The organism is Nocardia sp. NPDC101769 (genome assembly GCF_044766925.1).
Classification (GTDB): domain Bacteria; phylum Actinomycetota; class Actinomycetes; order Mycobacteriales; family Mycobacteriaceae; genus Nocardia.
This window is the reverse complement of sequence record NZ_JBIWMX010000009.1, coordinates 248872-255116: the sequence shown is the minus strand read 5'-3', so window position 1 is coordinate 255116 and position 6245 is coordinate 248872. Positions and strand designations below refer to the sequence as shown.

At 66.1% G+C, this 6245-nt stretch carries 7 protein-coding genes; 4 read left to right on the top strand and 3 right to left on the bottom strand.

Annotated features, from left to right (window positions below; all coding sequences use genetic code 11):
- A partial coding sequence (locus ACIRRA_RS17665) for a maleylpyruvate isomerase N-terminal domain-containing protein (protein WP_402768695.1) occupies window positions 1-221 on the bottom strand: 221 nt, incomplete at its 3' end.
- Between the two features lie 408 nt (window positions 222-629).
- Here ACIRRA_RS17665 and ACIRRA_RS17660 point away from each other — a divergent pair.
- Entirely contained in the window at window positions 630-2897 is a 2268-nt protein-coding gene (locus ACIRRA_RS17660) for a protein kinase (RefSeq protein WP_402768693.1), read from the top strand.
- Here the strand turns inward: ACIRRA_RS17660 and ACIRRA_RS17655 are convergent.
- Window positions 2813-3304, bottom strand: a complete 492-nt coding sequence (locus ACIRRA_RS17655; protein WP_402768690.1) for a hypothetical protein — start codon at window positions 3302-3304, stop codon at window positions 2813-2815. The genes ACIRRA_RS17660 and ACIRRA_RS17655 overlap by 85 nt on opposite strands.
- A 155-nt stretch (window positions 3305-3459) precedes the next feature.
- Window positions 3460-3582: a hypothetical protein gene (locus ACIRRA_RS17650; protein WP_402768687.1), complete on the bottom strand. Its 123-nt coding sequence runs from the start codon at window positions 3580-3582 to the stop codon at window positions 3460-3462.
- A 491-nt stretch (window positions 3583-4073) separates the two neighbouring features.
- On the opposite strand from ACIRRA_RS17650, the gene ACIRRA_RS17645 reads away from it, so the two are divergent.
- From ACIRRA_RS17645 to ACIRRA_RS17635, 3 genes are all read left to right on the top strand, one after another.
- Entirely contained in the window at window positions 4074-4940 is an 867-nt protein-coding gene (locus ACIRRA_RS17645) for a TauD/TfdA dioxygenase family protein (protein WP_402768686.1), read from the top strand.
- Between the two features lie 335 nt (window positions 4941-5275).
- Window positions 5276-5761: a hypothetical protein gene (locus ACIRRA_RS17640; protein ID WP_402768683.1), complete on the top strand. Its 486-nt coding sequence runs from the start codon at window positions 5276-5278 to the stop codon at window positions 5759-5761.
- Between the two features lie 152 nt (window positions 5762-5913).
- Window positions 5914-6216, top strand: a complete 303-nt coding sequence (locus tag ACIRRA_RS17635; RefSeq protein ID WP_402768680.1) for a hypothetical protein — start codon at window positions 5914-5916, stop codon at window positions 6214-6216.
- The last annotated feature ends 29 nt before the right edge of the window (window positions 6217-6245 follow it).

The following is a 6245-nucleotide window of genomic DNA, read 5'->3' as shown; positions in this document are numbered from 1 at the left end:
GGCAAGGTTTCACCCTCTCCGAACACAGCGCCACCGTATGCATCGCGGCTACCCGAGACTCGCCGCAGGTAGTCGTTCACGATGTGCGCCGTGACGTCGTGGACATCCCACCCGGGACATACGGTCGGCTTCGCCCAGTCGGCAGCTTCCAGCGATTGCAGCAACTCCAGCAGCGCCCGCCGCTCGAGTGGAAACAATGGTCGGGTATCGATCGGGATCACAGTATTGAGTCAACCGACGCTCCGTCTCCGGTGCCAGCGGTTATCCGCACATCAGCATGAGCGCGCACTGCCGGCGGTTGGGAGTCGCTCAGGCCGTTGATCTTCCAGGCCGCCGTGTGGACGCTTCGAACCGCGCGGGTAGCGGCAATGTAGGACGTTGGGTGCCGAGTAGTCGACCGCCGGGCGACTGATTCCCCGCACTGATGGACGCGCACCATTCGGCGGTCCGCTGCCTTACCGTCGGTGCTGTTGCCGCCTCGTATGTTGGTGTGTGCTCGATGGTTGCGCGATAGGCTTTGGAGGTGCCGGTGAGGCGGATGGCACCCAAGGCTGTGTCGTATATTCCGGTGTGGTTGTCGAACCTCGCGTCGGGCCACACCTCGGGGATTCGCGTTTCGGGGTATCGATGTGGTGTATGAGTCCGTCGAGGATCTGATCATCGATCCGGCCGAACGGAGCCGTACGGCGCTCGCCGGGGCGGTGGCCCGGTTTTCGCAGGCGTGGGCGGCATCCGGGTGCCCTCCCGACCTGTCGAAGTACCTGCCCGAGGCCGATGCCGACCGGCGTGGGGTGCTGGTGGAGCTGATCAAGGTCGATCTCGAGAACCGCTGGGTTCGGCACCACTTTCCCAAGCGTCTCGCCGAATATTGCGAGCAGTACGCCGAGTTGCGGAGTGGCCCACTCCCTGCGGACCTGGTCTACGAGGAATACCACGCCCTGCGTCGCAGCTCGCAGCCGGTCGTGGCGGCGGAGACGACCGAACCTGCGGCCACCGGGCCCGTGCCCATGGAGATCGGTCGATCTCCTGTTGCTCTGGACACCATCGAATATCGCAGCACGATGGTTGCCCGCCCGAGTGCGCAGGTCGCCCTGGGGGCCATCAATCCGGGTGACCGGGTCGGGGACTTCGATCTGCTGACGGTGATCGGGGAGGGCGCGTTCGCCCGCGTGTATCTCGCGCGGCAGCGCTCGATGCAGCGGCTGGTCGCGGTCAAGATTTCGCACAACCACGGCACCGAGCCGGAAACCCTCGCCCAGTTGGACCACGAATACATCGTGCGGATCTTCGACCAGCGACTGATCGCCGACGGTGAGCTCAAGCTGCTCTACATGCAGTACCTGCCGGGCGGCACACTGCTCGATGTCCTGAATCGGCTGCGATCGACCCCGGTGGGTGCCCGTAGCGGGCAGGTGCTGCTCGATGCCATCGACGGGGTACTGAAAGACAAGGGCGAGGTTCGTCCTGCCGATACGGCGGTGCGGGCGCGGATCGCGGCGATGACGTGGCCGGAAACGGTCGCCTGGCTGGGTCGCCGACTCGCCGACGCGCTCGGGCACGCCGCCGGACGCGGGGTGCTGCATCGCGACATCAAACCGGCGAACGTGCTGCTCAGCGCCGACGGTATACCCAAGCTCGCCGACTTCAATGTCAGCTTCAGTCGACAGATCCGGGGCACCAGCCCCTTGGCGTACTTCGGCGGATCGCTGGAATACATGTCACCCGAGCAGCTCGAAGCGTGCCATCCGCAGCTACCGGGGACGGCCGGCGACCTCGACACCCGCAGCGACATCTACGCGCTGGCCGTCATGCTGTGGGCGCTGCTCACCGGACGCGTCCCGTTCGCCGACGAGGAGTTCGCCGGCATGTCGGAGACGTCGCTGGGCCGCATGCTCGAACTGCGCCGCCGGCCCATCGATCCGCGCTACCTGTCCGACGTTCCCTCCGATTGCCCTGCGGCGTTGCGGCAGGTGCTGCTGACCTGCCTGTCACCGGACCGCGAGCACCGCTACGGCAGCGGATCGGAATTGGCTGTGCAGTTCGATCTGTGCCTCGACGCGCGGGCCCGTGACCTCGTCTATCCACCGGAGAACAGCTGGCGAGAACAGCTTTCGCGCCATCCCGTCCCGATCCTGTGGCTTATCGCATTGGTCGGCGTCGGACCGGCGTTGGTCTACCTGTACGGGCAGAGCTTGCAGTTCGGCAGAGGGCGCCCGTCAGGGGCCGTCCACTCGGAACTCATCCAGGCCTCGAACACTTTCCATCTGATCGCCTGGCCGCTGGCCATCGTGAGCTGGGTCTACCTGTGCCGACATCTGATCGCGGTGCCCCGCGGCCTGCGCGCGGGCAGACGCTACGACGAGGCGATGCTGGCCCGCATCCGTTCGCGCACCCTGTTCTGGCCCGACTTCAACGTGATGTTCACCCTGCTGTTCTGGATGATCGGCGCGGGGGTGTGGGTGGCCCTGCTCGGCGCGATAGCCGCTCGTCCGCCGCGGCTGTTGGCCCACGCGGCGATGCTGGTGCTGGTGTGCGGCGCGATCGCGGTCTCCTACATGTTCTTCCTGCAGACGTTCTACATCGTCCGCTGCGTCTACCCGATCTACCTGCGCTATGGGCACACGACCGTTCGCGATGCCGCCCGCCTCCGGGCACTGCACCGACGAAGCACGGTCTACCTCGGCATCGCCGCATCGGTGCCCCTGGTCGCCGTGCTGACCGGATTCCTCTACCTCGAGCCGGACGAGCGCGTCCGCATCACGAATTCGGTGTTGTGGTTGTGCGGGATCACCGCGCTCGCGTTCGTGGCCACCTATTGGCTGTTCCGAAAACTCGACGCGGACCTGCGAGCACTCGAATGGGTCGTCGAGAAGCGATCGGGTGTCGAGGTCGCATGAGCCCACTGGTCCTGGCTCCAGCCAGAGGGCTTGTGGGAGCACAATTCCGGCTGGCCCCGAGTACTACCTGACTGTTCGAGTGTCCGGCGCATTCCGGGGACGGGGCGTAGCCCGTCGAGGATGATGTTGGCGAGGTGCGCCGAGCGGGCGGGGTTGGTTTGCGCGTTGGCGTGATGGATCGCGGCGAAGGCGCCGGCGACGAGTGCCATTGCCTCCTCGACGGTGACGTCGTCCCGCACAATTCCGGCGGTGCGTGCACGCTCGAGCAGGTAGGCGACATGACCGGTGAGATCTGCTGCCAGTTCCGGTGCGGCGGTGCGCAAGTCGAATTCCGCGGCGGTGAGCGCGCTTTTCACAGCACTGTTCTCGGCGCCGTTGGTCATCATTCGTGACAGCAGTGTGAACACCGCGGCAGCGTCGACAAGTTCGCGTGGCGCAGAATGCGTTGAACCTCGGGCAAAGTCATGACCGGATCGCCAACCAGCCTGATCGCGGCCGTGCGCCGCAGATCGTGCAGGGTCCAGTTCGTTCCCAATCGGGCGTTGGCTCGCAGGGCGTGGTCTCAGTCCTTTTGGGCGGGAACCAATTCCACGGCGCGGGCCAGGAACGGATAGCGGCCGGGTGCGTTCTTGCCGACGGCCTCCACAGTCGCGTCCTCGTCCTCGATGGCGAGGACCTCGAACACCGATACCCCGCTGCTGACCAGTCAGGTGGCGGGTAGGTGCCACCCGACTGGGTCCTTGGTTCAGGCTTTGGGGTTGAGGCCCACGGGCCAGTGGTCCCCGTGGTGCCGGCGTCGAAGTTTCGAGCCGCCCGAAGCCGCCGTTCGGCCATATCGGTGACTGGAATCCGGTCGCCACGACCGCGCCGAGCCGGGGTGCGCGGCCGGCAAATGGTCTCGGTCACCGAGATAGGCGGCAGGCGCGCGGTAGTTTCGCCGCACCCTTGCGGGATGATCCGGTCGGTCCGCCGCACCACACAGCTCCGATGACAGGGCCAAGATCGGTGCTGACGATTACGCGTCGGCTGCAGCGGGGTGCCGCAGGTGCCCTCAGCTGCGGCGATGCAGTGGATTGAGGCCGGCCCGGCGGCGGATGTCGAGGATCGGTATCCGGCGCTGCAGTAGGTCCGACCGGGTCATGCCATGAACAGAGGATTCGATTACAGGAGCCGTACATGAGCGCAGTGAGCGTTCACAAACTTGGTCTGCACATCGGAGCGCGCATCGATGGGGTGCGGTTGGGCGCCGATCTGGACCCGGCCGTGGTCGAGGCCGTCTACCAGGCGCTGCTGACACACAAGGTGATCTTTTTCCGCGGACAGCACCACCTCGACGACGATCAGCAGTACGCGTTCGCCGAACTCCTCGGCACGCCTGTGGCGCACCACGCGCTGCAGAGCGGCAACGTCACGCCGATCGATTCCGAGCAGGGGGTCAAGGCCATCCGCTGGCACACCGACATGACGTTCATGCCGGACTATCCCAAGGCGTCGATTCTGCGCTCGGTGATCCTGCCCGCCTTCGGCGGCACCACACTGTGGGCGTCCACCGTCGCCGCCTACTCCTCGCTCCCGACTCCGCTCGCGACGCTGGCCGACTCACTGTGGGCACAGCACAGCAACCGTGTCGACTACCTCAAGCTGGCCGCGGTCCGCGGTGAACGTCTGAAGGCATTCGCCGCGGCGGACATTCGCACCGAACACCCCGTGGTGCGGGTACACCCGGAGACCGGGGAGCGGGCGCTGTTGCTGGGGCAGTTCGCGCAGCATCTGGTCGGCTTCGAACCGCGCGAATCGGCGGCTTTGATGGCCTTGCTGCAGGATCGGATCACCCTGCCCGAGCACACCATCCGCTGGAACTGGGAGCCCGGCGACGTCGCCATCTGGGACAATCGCGCCACACAGCATCGTGCGGTCGACGACTACGGCGACCAGCGTCGGCTCATGCATCGGGTCACCCTCGTCGGGGACGTCCCGGTCGGCGTGCACGGTCGACCCAGCCGCTCGATGAGCGGCGCCGATATCCCCACCGGCGCCAACTGAGCCATTGCGGGTAGTGGGTCGGTAAGCCCGACTCGACCCGGGCGTTCGGCGTGGGTGGCGATGGTCAGCCGAGTGTGTCGGGTTTGGGTTGCCAGCGGTGTTCGACCTTGGCGAGTTTCCATCTGGGTGTGTCACCTGCCTCTGCCACACGGCCGTGTCGCGTTGGCACCGACTACTATGCCGCTCGTCGCGGCGGCGGTCACCGCAACAGTCGCCGTCATCGTCGCCATGGTCCTGATCCATATGCGCTGAGCACACCGACTGTCACGAAACGACAGGTGATCATGACTGAAGTCCCGCAGCGGGCGTGGCGTATCAACAGGGAGGTAGGAGCGATGGCATCGAGATCACGGCGTCCCACCACGTCGAGGATCGAACGTGTCTACCGCACAGCCGGTCTGGTGATGGGCGGGCTGTGGGCGCTGCAGCACGGGCACTCGATCACCGAGCACGCCCTGCGCTTCGGCGTGCTGCTGTTCGTGGTCGCGCCGATCGTGTCCGCGCTGTTGAAGCGGCGCGCCCGCGCCAAGGGACTGCCGGGCCTGCCGATCAGCCCCGCACGCCTTATGACGGCCAAGGCCGTGCTGCTGGTGGTCGCGTTGGCCGTGACGTGGTGGCTGGACCGGTGCGGTGTGCACGCGACCGACTACATCGTCGCAGGTGGTATCACGGCCACGGTCGCGATGCTGGGACCGCGTCTGCACAACCTGCTGATGCTCGATCATGGAGCACCGACCTCGAATGCAGATTCCCCGTCCACCCAGCGTCGCCCCGACACACAAGCGGCAGCGACAACACCGCACAGCCGGGCAGACAGATAGATCAGCATGGCCCCAGGCCGTGAGTTCGACACCCTGTACGGCACGTTTCATAACGAGATCGACCTGGCCGGATGGCCGGAGCGGCACCCGAAACCTCCTGCTGAATCTCGCGACAACAGCGCTACGGGAACATGCTGTTGCCGCGTACCGCGGTGACCGAACCGGCCATCGCGGGGCGCCGGCAGCCGGAACCGGGTGCGGTGCAGAACGTGCGCTATGGCCGATTGCAGGGCGTGGTGGCTCCCTGCATGACGGAGGCCATCACTGACATGGCAGCAGGCACCGACCAGATGAGTTCAGGCCACTTTGGGCAGGACACCATTCGAGCGGTGGGAAGCTTGCGCGAGACCGGATTCGCCGAGGTGGGTGAGGCCGGAGTGGCGGAGTTCGTGGAGGTCCCAGCCGATGCCGGGCCCGTCGGCGCCTCTCCCGTCGTACCCGATCCCGGGTTGTAGTACAACAACACTTCGGTTCGTAGGAGCCG

Bases quoted from the DNA above. Each gene is read 5' to 3' on its own strand.
- ACIRRA_RS17640 (WP_402768683.1), top strand. From the start codon at position 5,276: ATGGCATCGAGATCACGGCGTCCCACCACGTCGAGGATCGAACGTGTC.
- ACIRRA_RS17645 (WP_402768686.1), top strand. From the start codon at position 4,074: ATGAGCGCAGTGAGCGTTCACAAACTTGGTCTGCACATCGGAGCGCGC.